Origin of the sequence: Fervidicella metallireducens AeB, assembly GCF_000601455.1 — a bacterium.
Lineage (GTDB): Bacteria > Bacillota > Clostridia > Clostridiales > Caloramatoraceae > Fervidicella > Fervidicella metallireducens.
The window spans coordinates 1-23106 of sequence record NZ_AZQP01000028.1; the positions used below are offsets into that span (position 1 = coordinate 1).

The 23106-nt window shown below is 30.7% G+C and carries 22 protein-coding genes and 2 pseudogenes; all 24 read left to right on the forward strand.

The features are described from left to right. Positions 1 to 10 precede the first annotated feature (10 nt). The 24 genes and pseudogenes from gpr to Q428_RS09145 all read left to right on the forward strand — a co-directional run bounded on the left by gpr (position 11) and on the right by Q428_RS09145 (position 23006). A complete protein-coding gene (gene gpr, locus Q428_RS09025; RefSeq protein ID WP_035380277.1) occupies positions 11 to 985 on the forward strand; it encodes a GPR endopeptidase in 975 nt (324 codons plus the stop codon). Between the two features lie 83 nt (positions 986 to 1068). Further along, a complete protein-coding gene (gene spoIIP / locus Q428_RS14545) occupies positions 1069 to 2166 on the forward strand; it encodes a stage II sporulation protein P (RefSeq protein WP_051515081.1) in 1098 nt (365 codons plus the stop codon). A 120-nt stretch (positions 2167 to 2286) separates the two neighbouring features. Further along, positions 2287 to 4092 (forward strand): translation elongation factor 4, encoded by a 1806-nt coding sequence (gene lepA, locus Q428_RS09035; RefSeq protein ID WP_035380218.1) that lies wholly within the window; start codon positions 2287 to 2289, stop codon positions 4090 to 4092. Positions 4093 to 4094: 2 nt separating this feature from the next. Continuing rightward, a complete protein-coding gene (hemW, locus tag Q428_RS09040; protein WP_035380220.1) occupies positions 4095 to 5198 on the forward strand; it encodes a radical SAM family heme chaperone HemW in 1104 nt (367 codons plus the stop codon). A 102-nt stretch (positions 5199 to 5300) separates the two neighbouring features. Continuing rightward, positions 5301 to 6332: a heat-inducible transcriptional repressor HrcA gene (hrcA, locus tag Q428_RS09045; protein WP_035380222.1), complete on the forward strand. Its 1032-nt coding sequence runs from the start codon at positions 5301 to 5303 to the stop codon at positions 6330 to 6332. 36 nt (positions 6333 to 6368) lie between these two features. Next, positions 6369 to 6941 carry a nucleotide exchange factor GrpE gene (gene grpE / locus Q428_RS09050; protein ID WP_035380224.1) on the forward strand — a complete coding sequence of 191 codons (573 nt, stop codon included), beginning with the start codon at positions 6369 to 6371 and terminating at the stop codon, positions 6939 to 6941. Positions 6942 to 6970: 29 nt separating this feature from the next. Beyond that, positions 6971 to 8791, forward strand: coding sequence for a molecular chaperone DnaK (gene dnaK, locus Q428_RS09055; RefSeq protein WP_035380226.1), 1821 nt, complete (start codon positions 6971 to 6973; stop codon positions 8789 to 8791). Between the two features lie 29 nt (positions 8792 to 8820). Further along, on the forward strand, positions 8821 to 9984 hold the full coding sequence (gene dnaJ, locus Q428_RS09060) for a molecular chaperone DnaJ (RefSeq protein WP_035380228.1): 1164 nt from the start codon (positions 8821 to 8823) through the stop codon (positions 9982 to 9984). A 221-nt stretch (positions 9985 to 10205) separates the two neighbouring features. Further along, complete coding sequence (prmA, locus tag Q428_RS09065; protein WP_035380230.1) at positions 10206 to 11147, forward strand: 50S ribosomal protein L11 methyltransferase; 942 nt, start codon at positions 10206 to 10208, stop codon at positions 11145 to 11147. Between the two features lie 11 nt (positions 11148 to 11158). Continuing rightward, positions 11159 to 11911, forward strand: a complete 753-nt coding sequence (locus tag Q428_RS09070; RefSeq protein ID WP_035380231.1) for a 16S rRNA (uracil(1498)-N(3))-methyltransferase — start codon at positions 11159 to 11161, stop codon at positions 11909 to 11911. Further along, positions 11908 to 13209, forward strand: a complete 1302-nt coding sequence (gene mtaB, locus Q428_RS09075) for a tRNA (N(6)-L-threonylcarbamoyladenosine(37)-C(2))-methylthiotransferase MtaB (protein WP_035380233.1) — start codon at positions 11908 to 11910, stop codon at positions 13207 to 13209. The genes Q428_RS09070 and mtaB overlap by 4 nt, the downstream gene beginning before the upstream one ends. Positions 13210 to 13272: 63 nt before the next feature. Further along, positions 13273 to 13614, forward strand: a complete 342-nt coding sequence (locus Q428_RS09080) for a histidine triad nucleotide-binding protein (protein ID WP_035380235.1) — start codon at positions 13273 to 13275, stop codon at positions 13612 to 13614. Between the two features lie 130 nt (positions 13615 to 13744). Next, positions 13745 to 13921 (forward strand): 30S ribosomal protein S21, encoded by a 177-nt coding sequence (gene rpsU / locus Q428_RS09085; protein ID WP_035380237.1) that lies wholly within the window; start codon positions 13745 to 13747, stop codon positions 13919 to 13921. A 16-nt stretch (positions 13922 to 13937) separates the two neighbouring features. Continuing rightward, on the forward strand, positions 13938 to 14381 hold the full coding sequence (locus Q428_RS09090) for a GatB/YqeY domain-containing protein (RefSeq protein ID WP_035380239.1): 444 nt from the start codon (positions 13938 to 13940) through the stop codon (positions 14379 to 14381). Between the two features lie 114 nt (positions 14382 to 14495). After that, the gene (gene yqfC / locus Q428_RS09095; RefSeq protein WP_035380241.1) at positions 14496 to 14771 is read left to right on the forward strand and encodes a sporulation protein YqfC; all 276 of its coding nucleotides are present in this window, start codon (positions 14496 to 14498) and stop codon (positions 14769 to 14771) included. 9 nt (positions 14772 to 14780) lie between these two features. Beyond that, positions 14781 to 15958: pseudogene (yqfD, locus tag Q428_RS15995) on the forward strand (sporulation protein YqfD). Positions 15959 to 15991: 33 nt separating this feature from the next. Further along, positions 15992 to 16941, forward strand: a pseudogene (locus Q428_RS09110) (PhoH family protein). Continuing rightward, positions 16942 to 19005: an HD family phosphohydrolase gene (locus tag Q428_RS09115; protein ID WP_035380247.1), complete on the forward strand. Its 2064-nt coding sequence runs from the start codon at positions 16942 to 16944 to the stop codon at positions 19003 to 19005. A gap of 12 nt (positions 19006 to 19017) precedes the next feature. Continuing rightward, complete coding sequence (ybeY, locus tag Q428_RS09120; protein WP_035380249.1) at positions 19018 to 19512, forward strand: rRNA maturation RNase YbeY; 495 nt, start codon at positions 19018 to 19020, stop codon at positions 19510 to 19512. Positions 19513 to 19524: 12 nt separating this feature from the next. Beyond that, positions 19525 to 20220 carry a diacylglycerol kinase gene (locus tag Q428_RS09125; RefSeq protein WP_035380251.1) on the forward strand — a complete coding sequence of 232 codons (696 nt, stop codon included), beginning with the start codon at positions 19525 to 19527 and terminating at the stop codon, positions 20218 to 20220. A 146-nt stretch (positions 20221 to 20366) separates the two neighbouring features. After that, entirely contained in the window at positions 20367 to 20765 is a 399-nt protein-coding gene (locus Q428_RS09130; RefSeq protein ID WP_035380253.1) for a cytidine deaminase, read from the forward strand. Positions 20766 to 20772: 7 nt separating this feature from the next. After that, positions 20773 to 21663, forward strand: coding sequence for a GTPase Era (era, locus tag Q428_RS09135; RefSeq protein WP_035380255.1), 891 nt, complete (start codon positions 20773 to 20775; stop codon positions 21661 to 21663). Positions 21664 to 21684: 21 nt separating this feature from the next. After that, positions 21685 to 22440 carry a DNA repair protein RecO gene (recO, locus tag Q428_RS09140; RefSeq protein ID WP_051515082.1) on the forward strand — a complete coding sequence of 252 codons (756 nt, stop codon included), beginning with the start codon at positions 21685 to 21687 and terminating at the stop codon, positions 22438 to 22440. After that, positions 22440 to 23006, forward strand: coding sequence for a DUF4342 domain-containing protein (locus Q428_RS09145; RefSeq protein ID WP_035380257.1), 567 nt, complete (start codon positions 22440 to 22442; stop codon positions 23004 to 23006). Before recO ends, Q428_RS09145 begins: the two co-directional genes overlap by 1 nt. The last annotated feature ends 100 nt before the right edge of the window (positions 23007 to 23106 follow it).

Here is a 23106-nt window from a genome sequence, read left to right on the forward strand (position 1 = left end):
TGTAAGAATTATGATAAATATAAGAACAGATTTAGCAGTTGAGTCACGTGAATTATATAAAAAAGGTAGCGGTAGAGAAGTTCCTGGTGTTGAAGTAGAAGTGAATAGTGAAAATGAAATCAGTATTACTACTGTAAAAATTGTTGATGAAATAGGTGCAAAGATAATGGGTAAAGCAATAGGAAATTATATAACAATTGAAACGCCGCGCATTATACATTATGATGCAGATTTTCATGACCTTCTAAGCAAAACCTTAGCAAAGGAATTAGGGAAGCTTATTAATTTGAAAGAAAATGAAACTGCACTTGTAGTGGGGTTAGGTAATTGGAATGTTACTCCTGATGCCTTAGGTCCAAGGGTAATATCAAAGCTAATGATTACAAGACATTTAAAAGAATATATGCCAGAGCAGATTGATGAGGGAATAAATCCAGTTTGTGCAGTTGCCCCTGGTGTACTTGGTATCACTGGAATTGAAACAGCTGAAATAATTCAAGGTATTGTTTCAAAGGTAAAACCTAGTGTGATTATAGTTATAGATGCTCTTGCTTCAAGAAAAATGGAACGTGTTGTAACAACGATACAGATAGGAGATACAGGAATTAGCCCAGGTTCAGGTGTTGGAAATAAGCGTATGGCTTTTACCAAGGATACGATGGGAGTTCCTGTTATTGCTATTGGAGTTCCAACTGTTGTTGATGCGGCAACTATGGCAAATGATACCATAGATATGATGATAGATAATCTTATAGAGCAAACAAAAGATAACAAAGCATTCTATGAAATGCTTAAAGATATAGATAAAAACGAGAAATATGTTATGATAAAAGAGATATTAAATCCATATATAGGAGATTTGATGGTAACTCCAAAGGAGATTGACAGTCTGATAGAAGATATGGCTAAGGTCATAGGAAATGGTATAAATATAGCACTTCATCCTGCCATTGACCTAAAAGATGTTAACAGGTATATTCAATAGTCCCTAACAGGGGCTATTTTTGTGCTATTTTCTAATCTCCTGCCATATAATTAATAAGGCATATTTACAAAGGAGATGAGAAAATGGACATGAATAAAAAGGAACCGATTATCAGGTGCTTGTTTTTTTTAACTGGGATTATAATTTTTGTAATGCTCTTAACACCGCTTGTAAATTCAGTAACTCTAGCTTCTGATATAAATTTGAATCAAGATAATATTTATAAAAAACTATTGGAAAAGTCTTTTACTTCTTTAGAATTTACAATGAACAAAAAAAGTTATGTAAAAAAGAATAGCATGCCAAATATTTTATTTAAATATCTAACAAACATTGAATTGACAAATCCAAAAACATACATAGCATCACAAATACCTTTATTAAATTCTGTTGATATTACTTCTATTAATGATGAAGAGAATTATGAGGAGTATAAACTGGAAGAAGAAAAGGTTGATGAAAATACTGATGAATTAATAGAAGAAAATAATGAATCAAAAAATAGTAATACAGGAAAATCAAATGTTGAAATAAAAACTATTGTTCCTAAAAATAATGTGGAAGCTAAGAAAGCAAAACTGGATCCAAGAAAACCATTGGTTTTGATATATCATACCCACACACAGGAAGCATATAATCCCAGGAAGATTGAGGGGGCAAATCATTCGACAAATTTAAATCTAGGAGTTGTAAAAGTTGGTGAATATATGAAGGATGAACTAGAAAACAAATATGGCATTGCAGTAATTCATGATACAACAATCCATGACATACCAGTAAGAGAAAAGGGGTATGAAAAATCAAGGGTGACTTTAAAAAAATATCTTGCCAAATATAAAAATTTTAAAATAATAATAGATTTACATAGAGATGCTGGAGATAAAAATATTTTTACAGTAAAGGCCAATAATGAACTATATGCTAAAATTATGTTTGTCTTAGGAAGTAAAAATAAAAATTATGCAAAAAATTTAAATACAGCAAGACAAATAAATGATATAGTAGATGGCATGTATCCAGGTATATCAAAGGGATTTAGAAATATGAATGCCTATTTAAACCAGGATCTATCTCCCAATGTTGTTCTTATAGAGGTTGGATCAAATGAAAATACAATGGAGGAAGCCATAAATACAGCTGAGATTCTTGCAAAGACAATAGCAAAGATTATAAATAAATAAAGATTTAAAGCTGTGCTATCTACTTATTGTTGACACATTAATGGATATATGTGATATAATTTAACTTGATTTATTCTAAGTTAAGAACAAAAGATAATGTGTAATATAAGGAGGATACCTATGGCCAGCAGTAGACAGAAAAGAATACGTAATTTCTGTATAATAGCACATATAGATCATGGAAAATCAACATTAGCTGATAGATTAATTGAGAAGACAGGAACCCTTACCCAAAGAGAAATGGAAGCTCAGGTACTGGATACGATGGAACTTGAAAAAGAAAGAGGAATTACAATAAAAGCACAGGCTGTTAGACTAATCCATACAGATGAGAATGGACAAGAGTATATATTAAATTTAATCGATACCCCAGGTCATGTGGATTTTAATTATGAAGTTTCAAGAAGTTTAGCAGCATGTGAAGGTGCAATATTAGTAGTAGACGCCACACAGGGAATACAGGCTCAGACTTTGGCAAATTGCTATCTAGCCCTCGATCATGATTTGGAAATTGTTCCGGTTATAAATAAAATAGATTTACCAAGCGCAAGACCAGATGAAGTTAAGCAAGAGATTGAGGATATAATAGGTTTGGATGCTTCTGATGCACCTTTAATTTCTGCTAAGGTAGGATTAGGTATTGAAGAAGTTTTAAAAACAATTGTTGAAAAGATTCCTTGTCCATCAGGAGATGAGGAAGATCCACTAAGAGCATTAATTTTTGATAGCTATTACGATTCTTATAAAGGTGTTGTTTGTTATGTAAGGGTAATGGAAGGAAGTATAAAACCAGGAACTAAAATTCGCCTAATGGCTACTGAAAAGGAATATGAAGTTGCAGAGGTTGGAATTTTTACTCCAAGTCTTTTAAACACCCAGGAATTAAAGGCAGGAGATGTTGGATATGTTACAGCTAGCATAAAAAATGTAAGGGATGCCAGAGTTGGTGATACTATAACAGAGGCTGAAAGGCCAGCTAAAGAACCACTTGAGGGATATAGACCTGCAATACCTATGGTTTATTGTGGAATATATCCAGCAGATGGGGCAAAATACACAGAATTAAGGGAAGCATTAGAAAAACTGCAATTGAATGATGCAGCATTAGTTTTTGAACCAGAAACGTCAATAGCACTTGGATTTGGTTTTAGATGCGGTTTCTTAGGACTGCTTCATATGGAGATAATACAAGAAAGACTTGAACGAGAGTATAACCTCGATTTAGTTACAACAGCACCAAGTGTTATCTATAAAATTACTAAAACTAATGGTGAAGTAATAGATTTAACAAATCCAACTAATATGCCTGAACCATCAGAGATAGATTACATGGAAGAACCAATCGTAAAAGCTTCGATAATTTGTCCAACTGAATTTGTTGGAGCAGTTATGGATTTATGTCAGGAAAAAAGAGGCACCTTTAAAAATATGGAATATTTAGAGACTACAAGGGTTATGTTGCATTATGTTATGCCGTTAAATGAAATAGTTTATGACTTTTTTGATACATTAAAATCAAGAACGAAGGGTTATGCATCATTAGATTATGAATTAGCAGGATATATGCAGTCAGAATTGGTAAAACTAGATATATTGCTGAACGGTGATATCGTTGATGCTTTATCTCAAATAGTACCAAAGGAAAGAGCTTATCAAAAGGGAAGAGCAATAGCAGAAAAGCTGAAAGACATAATTCCAAGACAGATGTTTGAAATCCCAATTCAAGCAGCAATAGGATCTAAGATTATAGCTAGAGAAACCATCAGAGCATTAAGGAAGGATGTACTTGCTAAATGCTACGGTGGGGATATAACTAGAAAGAAGAAACTCCTTGAGAAACAAAAAGAAGGTAAGAAGAGAATGAAACAGATTGGTACAGTTGAAGTGCCACAAGAAGCATTTATGTCAGTTTTGAAGGTGGATTGATTATGAATTCATTATATGTACACATACCCTTTTGTATTAAAAAATGTTTATATTGTGATTTTAACTCAAATTCTGATTTAAATTTACAGGATGCATATGTAGAGGCTTTGATTAAAGAAATACGATCTTTGGATTATGATGAATTTAATACTATTTTTGTTGGTGGGGGTACTCCCACCATTTTAAATTTAAAAAACATGGAAAAACTTCTAAAGGAACTTATGAAATTTAACAGTAAAGAATTTACATTTGAAGCTAATCCAGGGACAATTACGGGGGATAAAATAAAATTATTAAAGGAATTTGGAGTAAATCGAATTTCAATGGGACTTCAGGCATGGCAGGATAGGCTGTTAAAAAAGCTTGGCAGAGTTCATGACTTAAATGATTTTCTATTTAGCTATGATTTGATTAGAAAAGAACAATTTAATAATGTCAATATAGATTTAATGTTTGCAATTCCAGAACAGTCAGTTGAAGATTGGATTGAAACTGTTGATAATGTTTTGAAAATTAAGCCAGAACACATATCTTGTTATAGTCTTATAATAGAAGAAGGGACTCCATTTTATAAAATGGAAATGGAGGGAGAATTAAAAGTCGTTGATGAGTCTGATGAAAGACAAATGTATTATTATTCTGTATCAAAGTTGAACAGTAACGGATTGAATCAATATGAAATATCAAATTTCTCTATGAATGGATATGAATGCAAACATAATATAACATATTGGAAGAACAAAGAATATATAGGAGTAGGTTCAGGGGCACATTCTTATGAAAATGGATTTAGATATTTTAATATAAGAAAAACTGATGGATATATTAAGGCTATGGCAAATGGGTCAGCTGTTGAAGAAAGAATTAAAATTACTAAAAATGATGAGATTTCAGAATATATGTTTTTAGGATTAAGAATGATTGAAGGAATAAACAAAAAAGATTTTGAAGAACGATTTAATTTAAAAGTAGAGGACATATTTCAAAAAGAAATAATTAAGCTTGAAAGACAAAACTTAATAATTAACGATAAATCAAGCATTAAATTAACTCCGAAAGGAATAGATTTATCAAATCAAGTATTTCTACATTTTTTGATGGAATAAAAATTATATGGGGATATTGACAAATTTACCTAGTAGTGATATTTTTATATCGTAACGTTAGCACTCAATAAAGAAGAGTGCTAACAATGAGGAGGTGATAACATGGATTTAGGGGAAAGAAAAAAACTTATACTAAGGGCAATTGTTAATGACTATATTCAGACAGCTGAACCCGTTGGTTCAAGGAGTATATCAAAAAAACAAGAAATAGGCATAAGTTCAGCAACTATTAGAAACGAAATGGCTGATTTAGAAGAATTAGGTTACCTTCAACAGCCTCATACTTCAGCGGGAAGAATACCTTCAGATAAAGGATATAGATTTTATGTTAATGAATTAATGGAAGTAAATGTTCCAACAGTTAAAGAAATAGAATATATGAAAAATATGATGCAATTAGTTACTGTAAACGAGATTAACAAAATTATAAAAAGAATGACAAAGATGCTTTCCCAAATAACTTGTTATACTTCAGCTATAGTGACTCCATCTGTAAAAAATAGCTCAGTTAAATCAATACAACTAATCCATGTTACATCAAATGATATTGTTGCTGTGATTGTGACGGACACAGGTATTATAAAAAATTTTGTTATAAATACACCTAGATCAATCACAAATGATACATTGATTAAGATAAATAATATGCTAAATGAAAAGTTGTCTGGTTTGACTTTAAATGAAATTAATTTAGAAGTAATTTCATCAATACAGAGTGAGTTACGTGGTTACACTGAAATTCTAAATGCTATAATACCAGCCTTATATGAGTGCTTAACATCTATGGATTGTGATGTATTTTTAGAGGGAGTAACTAACATTTTTAAGCATCCTGAATACAAGGATATAGAAAAAGCAGAGAATTTCTTATCTATCTTGGATAAAAAAGATATAATCAAAAAAATTCTTACGGTGGATGATAATAACTATTCAGTTTATATAGGTAATGAAAATATTTACGATGGAATAAAGGATTGCAGTATTGTCAAAGCCACATACAGGATAAATAACAAAACAGTTGGACATATTGGAGTTATTGGACCAACTCGTATGGATTATGGAAAAGTTATAGGAACGCTGAAGCTAATTTCTACAACTATAAATGATATGTTAAAGAATACTTCAAAGGAATAGTATAATAACTTACTTTACGTTATCGGGGTGATATGAATGAAAGAAAATGAAAATACTGTCCATACATCTTCAGAAATACTTGAAGATGAAGTACAAAACAATATGGATTGTAATGACAATGTAGACACAGAAGTAGAAGGAAAAAGCGAAGACGTTAATGAAGAGTTAAAAAAAATAATTGAAGAAAAAGACAAACAGTGTCAGGAATATCTAGATATGCTAAAAAGAACAAAGGCTGAGTTTGACAATTTCAGGAAAAGAACTGCAAAAGAAAAAGAAAGCATGTATGATGATGGTTTTGGAGATTCAATAAAAGAGATATTACCTATATTGGATAACCTTGAAAGAGCCGTTAGCTTTAATACTGAAAAAAATAGTTTTTCAGATGGAGTTGAGATGGTATTAAAGATGTTTAAGGACACTTTAGCAAAACTAGGTGTGGAAGAAATAAAATCTGAAGGTGAAGAATTTAATCCAAACTATCATAATGCAGTAATGCATATAGAAGATGAAAATTTTGATAAAAATATAGTTGTAGAAGTATTTCAAAAGGGATATATCTACAAAGACAGAGTACTTAGATATAGTATGGTAAAAGTAGCAAATTAACATAAATAAGATATAAAGGAGGAAAAATAATGGGAAAGGTAATAGGTATTGACCTTGGAACTACAAATTCATGTGTAGCATTCATGGAAGGTGGAGAACCTGTTGTTATTCAGAATTCAGAAGGAGCAAGAACTACTCCGTCAGTTGTTGCGTTTAAACCAAATGGTGAAAGAATTGTTGGACAGGTAGCAAAAAGACAAGCGATAACAAATCCAGAGAGAACAATAATATCAATTAAAAGACATATGGGAACAAACCATAAAGTTAATATAGACGGAAAAGACTATACACCACAAGAGATATCAGCAATGATATTAATGAAGCTTAAGGCTGATGCAGAAGCTTACTTGGGTGAACCAGTAACACAAGCGGTAATCACTGTTCCAGCTTATTTTAATGATAGCCAAAGACAAGCAACAAAAGATGCTGGAAAAATAGCTGGACTAGATGTACTAAGAATTATAAATGAGCCAACAGCTGCATCTTTAGCTTATGGATTAGATAAGGTTGATAAAAATCAGAAGATTATGGTTTATGATTTAGGTGGAGGTACATTTGACGTATCTATACTAGAAATTGGTGATGGCGTATTTGAGGTTAAGGCAACCAATGGTAATACACGTCTAGGTGGAGACGATTTTGACGAAAAGATAATGAACTTTTTAATAGACACATTTAAGGCTGAAAATGGAATAGATTTAAGAAATGATAAAATGGCTATGCAAAGATTGAAAGAAGCAGCGGAAAAGGCAAAAATAGAATTATCTGCTTCACAAAGCACAGAAATAAATCTTCCATTTATCACTGCTGATGCTACAGGCCCAAAACATTTAACATTAAATCTAACAAGGGCTAAATTTAACGAACTAACACATGATCTAGTTCAGGCTACAATTGAGCCAATGAGAAATGCACTAAAAGATGCAGGATTATCAATAAATGATATTGACAAAGTTGTTCTTGTAGGTGGTTCAACTAGAATACCAGCTGTTCAGGAAGCTGTTAAGAATTTTACAGGTAAGGAACCAAGTAAGGGAATAAACCCAGATGAATGTGTAGCTGTTGGAGCTGCTATACAAGCAGGTGTATTAACAGGAGAAGTAAAGGATGTTCTTTTACTTGATGTAACTCCTCTTTCACTTGGAATAGAAACATTAGGTGGAGTATCAACTGTTCTTATACCAAGAAACACAACTATACCAACAAAGAAGAGTCAAGTATTCTCAACTGCAGCTGATGGTCAGACATCCGTTGAAATACACGTTCTTCAGGGTGAAAGACAAATGGCTAGTGATAACAAAACATTAGGAAGATTTACTTTATCAGGTATACCACCTGCACCTAGAGGAATTCCACAAATAGAAGTAACTTTTGATATAGATGCAAATGGTATAGTACATGTTTCTGCAAAGGATTTAGGTACAGGAAAGGAAGCAAATATTACAATAACAGCTTCAACCAATTTATCAGATGAAGAAATTGATAAAGCAGTAAAAGAAGCAGAAAGATATGCAGAAGAAGATAAAAAGAGAAAAGAAGAAATAGAAGTTAGAAATAATGCAGATTCAATAGTTTATCAAACAGAAAAGACGTTAAAAGAACTTGAAGGAAAAATTAGTGATTCTGAGAAAAAAGAAATTGAGGATAAAGTAAATAATTTAAAGGAAAAACTAAAGGGAACTGATATAGGAGCTATTAAAGCAGCAACTGAAGAATTAACACAAAAATTCTATGAAATTTCTTCAAAAATGTATCAGCAAAATAATCCACAAGGTCAAGGTTTTCAAGGACAAAACATGAATAATGACGGTGAAGTACATGCAGATTATGACGTTAGGGATGACAAATAATAAGGGGGGATTTAATCCCTCCTTAAAACATGTGGAAGGTGGTGAAATTTGTGTCTAAAGACTACTATTCAATTCTTGGTGTTGAAAAAAATGCCTCAGAAGAAGATATAAAGAAGGCTTTTAGAAAATTAGCAATAAAGTATCATCCAGATAAAAATCCTGGAAATAAAGAAGCAGAAAATAAATTTAAAGAAATAAACGAAGCATATCAAGTACTTTCAGATCCTCAAAAGAGACAACAATATGATCAGTTCGGAACAACAGACTTTAACGGCCAGGGTGGCTTTGGAGGTTTTGGAGGTTTCGAAGGGTTTGAAGGATTTGGAGGTTTTTCAGATATATTTGGTGATATATTCGGTGACATGTTTGGAGGATCATCTTCAAGAAGAAGAAACAATGGTCCTCAAAGGGGTGCTGATTTAGAATATGTTCTTGAATTAGCCTTTGAAGAAGCTGCCTTTGGTGTTAAAAAAGATATTGATGTATACAGATATGAAACCTGTGAAAAATGCAATGGTACAGGTGCAAAACCAGGAACATCACCTAAAACATGTGATAAATGTAACGGAACAGGACAAATGAAGACTCAAAAACGGACTCCATTTGGAAGTTTTGTTAGTGTTACAACATGTGATAAGTGTAATGGAGAAGGAAAGATAGTAGAAAGTCCATGTCCAGATTGCTTGGGAAAAGGAAAAATTAAAAGAAAAAAAGTTGTTTCCATTAATATTCCAGCTGGAGTGGATAATGGCAACACTATTCCACTACGTGGAGAAGGAGAACCAGGTATTAGAGGTGGTGGGCCAGGAGATTTATATATTCATATAAAAGTTAAACCTCACAAATTGTTTAAGAGGCAAGGTTTTGATCTAGTTTGTGAGTTACCAATTTCTTTTATAAAAGCAACGTTAGGTGGAGAGATAAATATTCCAACACTTGAGGGTTCAGAGAAACATCAAATACAAGAGGGTACTCAGACAGGTACTGTAATTAAAGTTAAGGGCAAAGGAATTCCAAAACTTCGAGGTGGTGGAAGAGGAGATTTATATGTTCAAGTCAATGTTGAAATTCCAAGGAAATTAAATGATGAACAGAGGGATCTAATGAAAAAACTTGCGGTAGCATTTAATGAAGAAGTTGCAGAAACAAAAAAATCCTTTATGGATAAAGTAAAAGATGCTTTTAGCAGCTAATTTTAAAAAGCAGTCACATTAAATTGTGCTGCTTTTATTTAATTAAATGGGATATTTTAAAAACTGATAGAAAGTTATAGAGTTTTGGATTTACATTAAATTAAATTAAATTAAATACATTTTGTTTTATATTTTAAATAATTGTGCAAAATTATAGATAGAAAAACTATTTGTTTTATAATAATATAGTTTATAGAATTACAATGAAGGGAATGAAGATTGTGCAGGGAAAATGGATAGAAGTTAAAGTAATAACAACAAGTGAAGCAGTTGAACCTATATCAGGAATTTTCTATGGTTTGGATGTTAAGGGTGTGGCCATTGAAGATCCTAATGACATAGCTAGCAGGGAACAAGGTCCTTTAAGCTGGGATTTTGCAGATTCCAATATTTTTGAATATGGAGATAAAGCAGCGGTTGTTAAAGGTTATTTCAGCCAGGAAGAAGATATAGAAAAAATAATTAAATACATAGAAGATAAAATTAAAGAACTTAAAGGTCTCGGAGTTAACGTTGGGGATGGAAAAGTTATTCATATGGCAGTTTTTGAAGAAGATTGGGCTACATCTTGGAAAAAGTACTATAAGACACTAAAACTCGGTAAAAGAATAGTTATAAAGCCAACATGGGAAGATTATGATAAAAAGGATGATGAATTAATAATTGAATTGGATCCTGGTATGGCTTTTGGTACTGGAACACATGAAACAACAATGATGTGTGTAGAGTTGTTGGAAAAATATGTGGATGGCGATGACGTGGTTTTTGATATCGGCACAGGTTCAGGAATACTTGCAATAACAGCTTCAAAGCTTGGTGCTAAGAAAGTTGTTGGAGTTGATTTAGATGAAGTAGCAGTTGATGCTGCAAAAGAAAATGTTAATTTTAATAATTTAGATAATGTAGAAATTAAATGCGGAAACCTTGTAGAAGTGGTTGAAGGAAAAGCTGATATAATTGTGGCTAACATAATAGCAGATGTTATTGTACATTTAACAAAAATAGTTAAACCTTTTATGAAAAATGAAAGCTTATTCATATCATCAGGTATAATTAATGATAGAAAAGAAGATGTATTAAAGGCCCTAGAAGATGCAAATTTTTCAATTCTTGAAATTAGAGAAATGGGAGACTGGGTTGCTATAGTTTCAAAGATTAAGTAAAGGAGAGAAATATGCATAGATTTTTCGTAAACAAAGATAACATAAAAGAAAGCACTATAATTATCGATGGAGATGATGTTAACCATATTTCCAAGGTATTAAGGCTAAAAAAGGAAGAAGAAATTATAGTTTGTGATGGAAATAAAAACGAATATATTTGTGAGATTCACCAGATTAATAAGAAGGAAATATTGTGCAAAATTAAGCAATCAAAGATTAATGAGAATGAACCTGAAGTAGAAATCACATTATTCCAAGGTTTGCCTAAAGCTCAAAAAATGGACTTGATAATACAAAAATGCGTAGAAATTGGAGTAGTTAGGATTCAACCGGTTATTACTAAAAGAACTGTGGTTAAGGTAGAAAATAGAGATTTAAAAGGTAAGCTTGAGAGATGGAACAGAATAAGTGAAGAGGCTGCAAAGCAAAGCAAAAGAGGTATTATACCAAAGGTTTTAGAACCAATAAACTTTGAGGATGCAGTTCTTTTGATGGAGGATATGGATATTTCTATATTGCCATATGAAAATCAACATGGGCATGGAATCAAAAATGTATTAAATGAAAAAACTACTGAAATAAAAAAGGTTGGAATATTTATTGGACCTGAAGGTGGATTTGATGACCAGGAAGTTAACATTTGTCTAAGTAAAGGCATTATACCTGTTACATTAGGAAAGAGAATATTAAGAACAGAAACTGCAGGATTCGCAGCTACCATTATGATTTTATACGAAATAGGAGATATGGGAGGGTATAAATGAGAAAAGTTGCATTTTTTACATTAGGATGTAGGGTGAATCAATATGAAACCGAAGCAATGTCTGAGGCATTTTTAAAAAAAGGTTACACAATAGTTGATTTTGATGATTTTGCTGATATTTACATTATTAACACATGTACAGTTACTAATGTAGGAGATAAAAAATCAAGACAAATGATAAGGAAATCAAAAAAAATTAACCCGGATGCTGTAGTTGCAGTTGCAGGTTGCTATGCACAAGTAGCCCCAGACGAGGTAGCTTCAATTGAAGGAGTTGATGTTGTCGTAGGCACTTCAGATAAAGGTAAAATAGTAGATTTAGTAGAAAAGTTTCTAGCTGAGAAAAAACAAATAAAACATGTAGAGAACATAATGACAATCAGGGAATTTGAAGATTTAGAAATAGATGAATATCAAGATAAGACAAGGGCTTTTTTAAAGATTCAAGATGGTTGCGATAGATTTTGTTCATATTGTCTTATACCTTATGCCAGAGGTCCAGTCAGGAGTAAAAGGCCAGAAAAAATAGTAAGGGAAGTTCAAAAATTAGTAGAAAATGGATTTAAGGAGATAATATTATCAGGTATTCATGTTGCTTCTTATGGTAGGGATTTAGGCAACATTAACCTGGTAGACATTATAGAAAAATTAGATAAATTTGAAAATCTAAAGAGAATAAGAATTGGTTCAGTGGATCCAACTTTTTTCACTGATGAAGTTATAGAAAGATTATCAAAGATAGAAAAATTATGTCATCATTTTCATCTTTCCTTGCAAAGTGGCTGTAATAATACATTAAAAAGAATGAACAGGCACTATACAACAGAGGAATATGAAATAATTGTTAACAAATTAAGGGAAACTTTCTCAGATGTTTCTATAACAACAGATATTATCGTTGGTTTTCCAGGGGAAACAGAAGAGGAGTTCAATGAAACCTTTGAATTTTTGAAAAGGTTAAAGCTAGCTAAAATGCATATTTTCAAGTATAGTCCAAGGAAGGGAACAAAAGCTGCGACTTTCAACGAACAGGTGGCACCAGAAATAAAAGATAAGAGAAGTAAGCTATTAATTGAGCTGGATGAAAAAAATGAAAAGGAGTTTACCAATAAGTTTTTAAATAAGAGAATGGATGTATTGTTTGAAGAAACAAAAAATGGATATTCAAAGGGCTACACAAAAAATTACATAAAAGTACAGGTTCAATCAGCAAAAGACTTATCTGGTGAAATAATTGATGATATATTACTTAGCAAAATTGATAACGATGGTACAGTAATTGGAAAAATAGGCCTTTAAGAATAAGATGAAAGAAGGAAAATCATATTTTGTGTTGAATTATAAAGGGTGGAGGTGATAAAAGTGGACTGCATATTTTGTAAAATAGTTGATGGAGCAATACCGGCAAAGAAGGTATATGAAGATGAAAAGATTTTAGCTTTTTATGATATAAGCCCAGCCGCTCCCGTGCATATTTTAGTAATACCAAAGGAACATATTGAATCTGTAGTGGATTTAAGGAAGGAAAATGTTGAAATAGTAAGCTACATATTTGAAAAAATCAGGACAATAGCAAAAGATTTTAATTTAGATGAATCTGGATTCAGAGTAGTTACAAATTGTGGCGATGATGCAGGTCAAACCGTTAAGCATCTACATTTTCATATATTAGGCGGGAGAACAATGCAGTGGCCACCAGGCTAAATTGTTTTCAATATTTATTGACAATATTTACACGTGTAATATATAATATAATATGTGCTATTAAAGGCAACTTTCTTCACAGCGACATTGATAATGTCTGCATTTTGTTTAGCGGAGGGAGGGAGATTAAATGTCAGAAATCAGAGTAGGAGAAAACGAAACTCTTGAAAGTGCTCTTCGTAGATTTAAGAGAAAGTGCGCAAGGGCAGGAGTTCTTGCTGAAGTTAGAAAAAGAGAACACTATGAAAAACCAAGTGTAAAGCGTAAGAAGAAGTCAGAAGCTGCAAGAAAGAGAAAGTTTAAATAATGAAAGAAGGGTGAGTATGTCACTCAAGGAAAGATTGCAAGAAGATTGGAAAACAGCTTTAAAGAATAAAGATAGTTTCAAAGCTAGTGTTTTGAGTATGGCTAGAGCTGCTATTCTTCAAGCCGAAAAGGTAGATGGCTCGAAACTTGATGATGAGGCTATCATTTCTGTTTTATCAAAGGAAGTTAAGCAGAGAAGGGACGCAATAGTAGAATACGAAAGAGGTAATAGGCAGGATTTAGTTGACCAGGTTAATGGTGAAATTAATATTTTGCTTGAGTACCTTCCTCAGCAGCTAACTGAAGAAGAAATAGCCGAAATTGTTAAAAATGCTGTGAATGAAACTGGGGCAACAAGCGTTAAAGAAATGGGAAAAGTTATGACTTCTATTATGCCAAAAGTAAAAGGAAGAGCGGATGGAAAGCTTGTTAGCCAAATAGTTAAACAATTTTTGCAATAAAATATAGACCCGCAATTTTGCGGGTCTTTTATGTTGCCTAAAATTAATGTTGTTATTTTAGAAATTTTATAAGCATAAAATAGATTATAAAAGTATTCATTCTAGGAGAGTTATATGGTAAAAAAGATAAACATAAAGGAAAGATTTTCAGCATCACTTGAATTGCCAAAAGAAGTATTATCAGAAACGCCGGTTATAAAAATAATAGGAAATAATGAAATCTATATTGAAAATCATAAGGGTATTTTAGAATACGGAACTAACAGAATAAGAATTAACACAGTTTTAGGAGTTCTTGTCATTGAGGGGTATAACTTTGAGATAAGTGAAATAAATCAAGAAGATATAAAAATAACAGGTTTCACTGAGGCAATAGAATTTATTAAATGAGGTGTTAAGATGGGGGTAAAGGGAATTGAAAGTTATTTTAGAGGTTATATAGTAGTTCGAATAGAAGGATTGAATCCAGAAAAGCTTTTAAATTTAGCATCAAAAAATGGAATAATGTTGAGTGATATAAGAAAGGTTAACTTTACAACTTTAGAGTTTAAAATGAGATATTCTCAGTATAGGGGTCTAAAAAAAATTGCAAAACTTTCTCATTGTAGAGTAAAAATAGTGAAAAAATATGGATTTGTCTTTCAAATGCATAAGTTAAAAACTAGAAGTTTTTTTATATTTGGAGTAATAGTTTTTTTATTTATTTTATTCTTATTATCCAGCATAATCTGGTCAATTGAAATAGATGGTAATAAAAAAATAAGTTCAGATAAAATTTATCAAAGTCTTGAAAATGCAGGAATAAAAAAGGGAAGAATGAAATATAACCTAAAACTGAGAGAAGTAGAAAATGCTCTGCAAAATGAAATTAAGGAAATTTCAGTGGTAAATATAAAGGTAGTTGGAACTAAAATAAAGGTTAATATCGTTGAGAGGACTATGCCGCCAGAAATAATAAAAAATACACCATCAAATGTAATAGCTGGGAAAGAAGGTATTATAACAAAAATTTTATCATATAAGGGGCAGCCTGAAGTGAAAATTGGCGATTATGTAAAAAAGATCAGATATTAATATCAGGTGTTTTGACAGATATAAATAATTTTCCAATTTCTATAGGAAATGCAATGGGAGTTGTTTATGCTAAAACATGGTATGAAGGTATAAGTGAAGTAAATTTTCATTACAAGAGGGAATTGAAAACTGGTATAACTAAGCAAAAAATTTATTTTATGCTTCTTGGGAAAAAAATATATTTAAAAAATGATAACATTGACTTTGAAAAATATGATAAAATAATAGAGAAAAATAATCTTAATATAAAAGGTATGAATACAAAAATTGAGAAAATAACAGAGACTTACTATCAAAAGATAGAAGAAAATGTTAATCTAACAGAAGAAGAGGCAAAAAAAATTGCTGTTGAAAACGCTGAGAATAATGTTCATCCTAAATTGCCTCAAAATGGTAAACTACTTGATAAAAAAATTTATAAAGAAAAAAATGAAAAATCCATTAAAGTTAGGATTCTATATCTATTCGAAGAAAACATAGGAATTGTACAGGAGCTAAAATAGAATGGAGGAGAAAATTTGCATAATGACATTAAAATGTTAATTGACGATGTTAACTTAATAATTAATCTATTCGGCAAATATGATGAAAATATAAAACTAATTGAGCAGACATTTAATGTTAAAGTAGTAAATCGAAAGGATGAAATAAAGATAACAGGGGAAGGAAATACAGAATTAGCCGCTGATGTTATTACTAAACTATTAGATATAGCTCAAAAAGGGGAAATGGTTACATTACAATCAGTTAATTATATAATAGGATTAGTGATGGATGATAATCCACTGGATATTAATAAATTACTAGAAGATACGGTAATAGTTACAGCTCGTGGAAAATATGTAAAGTGTAAAACTCTAGGTCAAAAAACATATATAGACTCTATCAAAAATAATGATATTGTTTTTGGAATTGGACAGCTGGGACAGGAAAAACGTATCTTGCTATAGCAATGGCGGTAAGAGCTCTTAAAGAAAAAAAAGTGACAAGAATTGTTTTAACAAGACCTGCAGTTGAAGCTGGTGAAAAGCTTGGATTTTTACCAGGAGATTTACAAGAAAAAATAAATCCTTATTTAAGACCACTTTATGATGCCTTATATGATATATTAGGAATGGAAACTTTCCAAAGATATGTTGAATCTAACATAATAGAGATTGCACCATTAGCATATATGAGGGGTAGAACATTAGATGATTGTTTTATAATACTTGATGAAGCACAAAATACTACTTCAGAACAAATGAAGATGTTTTTAACTAGATTAGGATATGGGTCTAAAGCAATAATAACAGGGGATTTAACTCAAACGGATTTAGCACCAGGTAAGAAATCAGGACTTCATGAGGCAGTGAAGGTACTAAAAGGAATTGAGGGAATTGATTTTGTAAACCTTACTTTTAGAGATGTTGTAAGACATAAGCTAGTTATGGATATTATAAAAGCATATGATAAATTTTATCATGATAAAGAAATAGGTGATTAAATGGTAAATCACAAAAGGATTTTTATATTTAAAATATTAAAGGACGAAAGGTTTCAAAAATTTTTAATTGCATTTTTTACTTTTATTTCATTGTTTATTTGTGCTGCAATTGGTGTAATACCACAGAAGTACAATTTAAAAGTTGGAGACATTTCACCTGCTGACATTAAAGCACCAAGAGACTTTGTAGATCAAAGTGAGACACAAAGCAGAATCAATAATGCACTGGCTAATGTTGAGCCACAGTATAATAAAAATAATGAAATCGCAGAGGAAGCAGTAGAGAGTATTCAAAGATTTTTCAACAAAGTATTAGAAATTAAAAAGCTCAACATAGACATGGAAGAAAAAATAATTAAGTTAAGCAATCCAGTGATTATAAAGCTAAGCAGAGAAGATTATAAAGCCATACTTTCCCTGAGAGAATATGAAATTTCAGAACTATCGGAATATCTAGTTCAGGTAATTGGAAATATATTGTCTCAGGAAATAAGAGATAATAATTCTGAAGATTTGAAAAAAGCCCAATCAGATGTGGAGTTCTTTTTTAAAAACTCTACAATGAGCAAGCAGATGAAGGATATAGGAATTAATATCGGATATACATTAATTAAACCTAATGCATTTTTTGATAAGGAAAAAACTCAGGAAGCCAAGATAAAAATAAAAAGAGAGATAGATCCTGTTGTTATTAAAAAAAATCAGAATATCATTCAAAAAGGTGAAGTTGTTAGTGAAAAACATATTAGTTTAATGCGTAGAGCCGGAATTTTAACAGAAAACTCAGGTATGGATATAGCAATCTATTCAGGAATTGCTGTTATAATAATCATTTTACAAATAGTTATCGGCATTGCATTATATAAATTTAAAAGAGATATATTCAATAACAATAGTAAGTTATTTATGATTGCCATTACATTATGTATTAATTCATATTTGTCATTAGGCATAAATCTAATATCTCAATATTTAACATGTGTAAATTTTATGGCTTTTTTATTAGTATTAATTTTTGATCCATTATTGACTTTATCAATCAGCATACCTACGACAATTTTTATTGCACTGATAACAAATTTAAACCTTGAAATATGTTTACTCTACATAATTGGAAGTATAGCAGCTGTTTTGCTGTTAAATAATATTGTTCAAAGGCATACTGTGCTTTGGGGAGGACTAGTAATTGGAATTTTAAATGCTGCATTAATATTTTCCTTTGGGCTTATTAATGCCATTGATTTATTTCAAAATCTAACTAACAGTTTCATTGGTATGTTAGCGGGAATACTATCTGCAATTTTAGCTATTGGTATATTGCCAATATTTGAGCAGATGTTTGATATAATAACACCTATTAAATTATTAGAACTTTCAAACCCTAATCAGCCGTTACTTAAAAAAATGTTGTTTGAGGCACCTGGAACTTACCATCATAGCATAATTGTTGGAAATTTAGCTGAAACCGCTGCAGATGAGATTAAAGCAAATTCCCTTTTAGCAAGGGTAGGAGCTTATTATCATGATATTGGTAAAATTAAACGTCCATATTTTTTTAAAGAGAACCAAATAACCAATGATAATCCTCATGATAAAATAACACCTAAACTGAGTACTTTAATTATTACTTCCCATGTAAAGGATGGTGTAGAGTTAGCAAATCAGTATAAACTACCATCTGTAATAAGAGACATTATAGAACAGCATCATGGGACAACACTAGTAAGGTACTTTTATGTTCAAGCAAAAAATGAAGTCGACAATGTTATAGAAGAAGAGGCCTTTAGATACGATGCTCCAAAACCTAAAAGCAAAGAAGCTGCCATCGTCATGTTGGCAGATAGTGTTGAAGCAGCAGTGAGATCTATTAGTAATCCTACAGTAGTAGAAATTGAAAATATGGTAAATAAAATAATTGATGAAAAAGTTAATGATGATCAGTTAAATAACGCTGAAATAACCTTAAAAGAAATAGAAAAAATAAAAGAGTCTTTTATAAAGGTTTTAGTTGGAATTTTTCATAATAGAATTGAGTACCCAGAGTTAAACAATCAGAATGTATAAAGGAGAATAAATATGATAGACTTTGTTATTGAGGATAAATTTTTATTCACCAAAGAAATTAAAAACTTAATACAAAAATCTATTCAGAGTGCTCTTAAGCATGAGAATTTTAATTATCCATATGAAATTAATATAATAATTACAAATAATGAAGGTATTAGGAAATATAATTGGGAGTTTAGAAAAAAGGATAGTGCAACAGACGTTTTATCCTTTCCTATGCTTTTCTTTAAAGATGGTTATTTTAACGGCAATAATTTAGATATTAATGTTGAAAATACAAATCCCGATAGTGGTGAAGTTATTTTAGGAGATATGATATTGTCAATAGAAAGGGCAAGTGAACAGGCACTAGAATATAATCATTCATTGGAAAGAGAAATTGCTTTTTTAACTGTACATAGCATACTTCATTTACTTGGACATGATCATGAAACAGAAGAAGAAAGAAAACTTATGCGTACAAAAGAAGAAGAGATTTTAAATTCAATGAATTTAGTAAGATAAGGGATGGGTAAAATGAAGTTAAAAAAATTTGCAGATAGCTTTAATTATGCAATCGAGGGTATTATTTATGCTGTAAAAACTCAAAGGAACATGAAGATACATATTACCATTGCCATGCTAGTGCTATTGTTTAGTTTATTTTTTGATTTGTCTAAGGTTGAAATGCTGATTCTTTTTCTTACAATAACACTTGTCATTGTACTTGAGATGGTTAACACAGCTATTGAAGCATTAATAGATGTTATTGCTAATTATTATCATCCCTTGGTTAAAATATCTAAAAATGTAGCAGCTGGAGCTGTTTTAATTGCAGCTATAAATGCAGTTGTAGTAGGATATTTACTTTTTTTTGATAGATTAGAGCCCATTTCATATCAAGTTTTACTAAAAATAAAACAATCAGACCCAACAGTAGTATTTATTTGTTTAATACTAGTTATTTTAGTTACAATAATAATTAAAGCTATATATGGTGAGGGAACACCACTTAAGGGTGGTATGCCAAGTGGACATAGTGCAATTGCCTTTGGTGCAGCAACGGCAATATCGCTTTTAATACCAAATATGTTAATAATTACATTAGCTTATTTATTAGCTCTTTTAGTTGCACAGAGTAGAGTGGAAGCTAAAATTCACAGTACTTATGAAACACTTGTTGGTTCAATTATAGGAATATTAATAACGATATTAATTTTTAAATTATTTTAGAGGGAGGCATAAAACTCCCTCTTTTGCTCTAGAATAACTTATAAGATAATATAATAATTATCCAGGTGTACTTGACTTAATTAATCAAAAAGGTTAATCTAAAATTCCTGAAGTAATATTTTAAAAATCGTGTTGAGGTGGATAAAATGGATAATAAAGAAATGGTACAATTAGCTATGTCAGCAAAGGAAAAGGCATATGCGCCATACTCAAATTTTAGAGTTGGAGCTGCATTGCTGTGCAATGATGGGAAAATTTATACTGGATGTAATATTGAAAATGTTTCCTTCGGAGGTACTAATTGTGCAGAAAGAACAGCATTATTTAAAGCAATCTCAGAAGGTAATAAAAATTTTATTAAAATAGCGATTATTAGTGACAGTGCAAATTATACATATCCTTGTGGCATTTGTAGACAGGTTTTGGCGGAGTTTAACCCTAATCTGGATATAATTGTAGCAAATAATAAAGGAGAATTTAAGGAACATAAATTATCAGAACTATTACCATATTCATTTACTAATGATGACCTTGAAAGGAGATAATTATTTAATGGGGACATTCAAATCAGGATTTATAACAATTATTGGAAGACCTAATGTGGGTAAATCTACTTTAATGAACCACTTGATAGGTGAAAAAATTTCAATTATTTCAAATAAACCTCAAACAACTAGAAATACTATACAAACGATATTAACTAACGATAATTATCAGATTGTATTTATTGATACTCCTGGTTTACATAAACCTAAGCATAAACTAGGAGAATATATGATGAAGGTTGCAACAAATACACTAAGGGAAGTTGATTTAATAATATATATTATAAATCCAGACGAAAATATAGGACCTGGGGATAAATATATTTTAGAACAGTTAAAAGATGTGAAAACACCTGTTTTTTTAGTTATCAATAAAATTGATACTGTAAAAAAGGAAATAATAGCTCAAACTATTGAAAACTTTAAAAATGTATTACAATTTGACGAGGTAATTCCAATTTCGGCTCTAAAAGGAGATAATGTCAATACGTTACTTAATTTAATTGTTGACAAATTACCTGAGGGACCTCAATATTTTCCTGGCGATATGATAACTGATCAACCAGAGAAATTTATTGTCGGTGAGATTATTCGAGAAAAGATACTCCATAATTTAGATGAAGAAGTTCCACATGGTACAGCTGTGGAAGTCATATCTATGAAAAAAGGAGAACATTCAGATATAGTTAATATAAATGCTACTATATATTGTGAAAAAGAATCTCATAAGTCAATAATTATAGGAAAAGAGGGAAAGATGATTAAAAAAATTGGTCAAACGGCCAGATATGAAATAGAAAGACTTTTAGGCAACAGAGTTTATCTTGATTTATGGATTAAAGTTAAAAAAGATTGGAGAGACAGTCCATCAACACTTCAATCCTTGGGATACAAATAGTAGTTTAAGTAGGTGGATAAATTGGATTTTATTAAACTTCAAGGTGTTGTGTTAAAATCTATAAACATTGGTGAAAGTGATAAAATTATTACAATGTTAACAGATAAATTTGGTAAAATTGATGTAGTAGTATATGGAGCTAGAAAAAGCAATAGTAAGTTTATGGCATCAACACAACAGTTTTGTTATTGTGAATTTGTTATTAGTAAAGGCAAAAGCTTATATAATTTAAAACAATGTAATATAATTGAATCCTTTCAGAGTATATTGCTTAATCTGGATAAACTTGCCTATGGAAGCTACTTTTTAGAACTTATCGACAAATTAACTGAAAAGGATTCAGTTAATTTGTCATTAATGGGCCTTTTACTAAAGACATTGTACATAATTACACATGATGAAGTAGACCTTGAACTTTTAAAACTTGTATTTGATTTTAAAGCAATTTCATTATTTGGTAATATGCCCTATTTAAATGGATGTATAAAGTGCAGAAAAAAGATTGAATTTGGCTATTTTAGTGTATCTGATGGAGGAATTTACTGCCCTAAATGTAAAGAAAATAAATTTGCATATCCAATAAATAAAGAAACATTAAATTTATTATTAAAAATAAAAAACATAAAATTAGAGAATTTGAGAGATATTAATATTGATAAAAAGACGATGAATTACTTACAGGAAATTATGTCAAACTATATAAAGTATTATATAAACAGAGATTTAAAAAGTTTAAATCTCTTGAGTCAAATTAAAAATTATAAGGAGATGATCTAATGGAAGAAATTACATTAGAAAAGATTGACATAATTCGTCAACGCTCAAATTTAACTTACGCTGAAGCTAAGGAAGTTTTAGAAAAAAATAATGGCAATTTAATAGATACGTTAATTTACATCGAACAAAATAATAAAAATATTTTAAAAAACATTTCAAATGCAGGTAGCGATTTGGTTGATACAATTAAAGACATAATAAAAAAAGGTAATGTAAATAGGATAAAGATAAAAAAGGATAACAAAGTGTTAGTAGACATTCCAGTTAATGCTGGAATTGCAGCTGGAGCTATAAGCCTTGGGGCACCATATGTCTTAGCTATAGCAGCTATTTCCGCTTTAGTGACAAAGGTAACCATTGAGATAGAAAAATCTAATGGTGATGTTGAAATAATTAATAATGTAGTTAAAGAAAGGGCAGAGGATATAAAAGAAAAAACCGAAGAAGTTATAAATGATATAAAGAACAATATCAGTAATATTACAAATAAGAACAATTACAATGATGAACATGAAACAAAAAGTTCAGAAGAGGTTAATAATCAAAACTCTCAAGAATTAGATTGAATTAAAAATGGTCAGCTTCGGCTGACAATTTTTAATTCAATTAACAAAATTGTTGAAATATTATGAAAAATACAATAAAATATAAATATAACTTTAGGTT